This window comes from Steroidobacter flavus (genome assembly GCF_042651805.1).
GTDB lineage: Bacteria > Pseudomonadota > Gammaproteobacteria > Steroidobacterales > Steroidobacteraceae > Steroidobacter > Steroidobacter flavus.
This window is the reverse complement of the sequence record NZ_JBHSDU010000014.1, coordinates 974,028-974,717: the sequence shown is the minus strand read 5'-3', so window position 1 is coordinate 974,717 and position 690 is coordinate 974,028. Positions and strand designations below refer to the sequence as shown.

1 pseudogene is annotated in these 690 nt (G+C 62.8%); it reads left to right on the top strand.

Going from position 1 to position 690, the window contains the following annotated elements:
* Positions 1-690 (top strand): annotated as a pseudogene (locus tag ACFPN2_RS26735) (hypothetical protein); the annotation flags it as partial.

Here is a 690-nt window from a genome sequence, read left to right as displayed (position 1 = left end):
CTGCCGCGGTTTCTGGAACAAGAATCTCGGTCGCCATCGCCGGCAACAACGCGGTGGTGGGTTGGCTGCAGACCAACGGAACGACCGACGATCTTTACGCGGTCACTTCGAATGGCGGCACGTGGAGTACGCCGCAGCTGATCGATTCGCGCTCGACCACGGTGACTGCACAGTTCGCCGCGGTCGATATGGGCGGCAGCGCCGCGCTGGTGTGGGAGCAGGTCGACGGTAACAACTTCCGTTCGATCTATCAGGCCAGTTACCTCAGCCCGGGCTACTACACCGTCCCCGCCGGTGCGACGTGGCAATCGATTGCTAACGCTCTGTATGGTGTGAACAGCGCCGCGGCCGGCAGCGCTTTGCAAGCGGCCATGGGCAATCCTGCGTTGATTACTGGAGGATTGCTGTCGGCGTTTCCCGCGACGCTTAGCTTCGCATCGACCGTTCCTGCCTACTACACGGTGCAGGCTGGCGATACTTGGGCAAGCATCACCCAAACGATCTACGGCACGAGTGCATCGGCCGCCATCAGCGCATTGCAGGCGCATCTCGGCAATCCGACGCTCGCGACCGGACTCGAGCTGACAGTGCCGCAGGTATTGAGCTATGCCAGTGGCGGAGCCAGCCACCCGCTGAACACTGGCTCGCTCACGACCTTGCCTGGCGCTGGGACGTGGACAGCGGCACAGT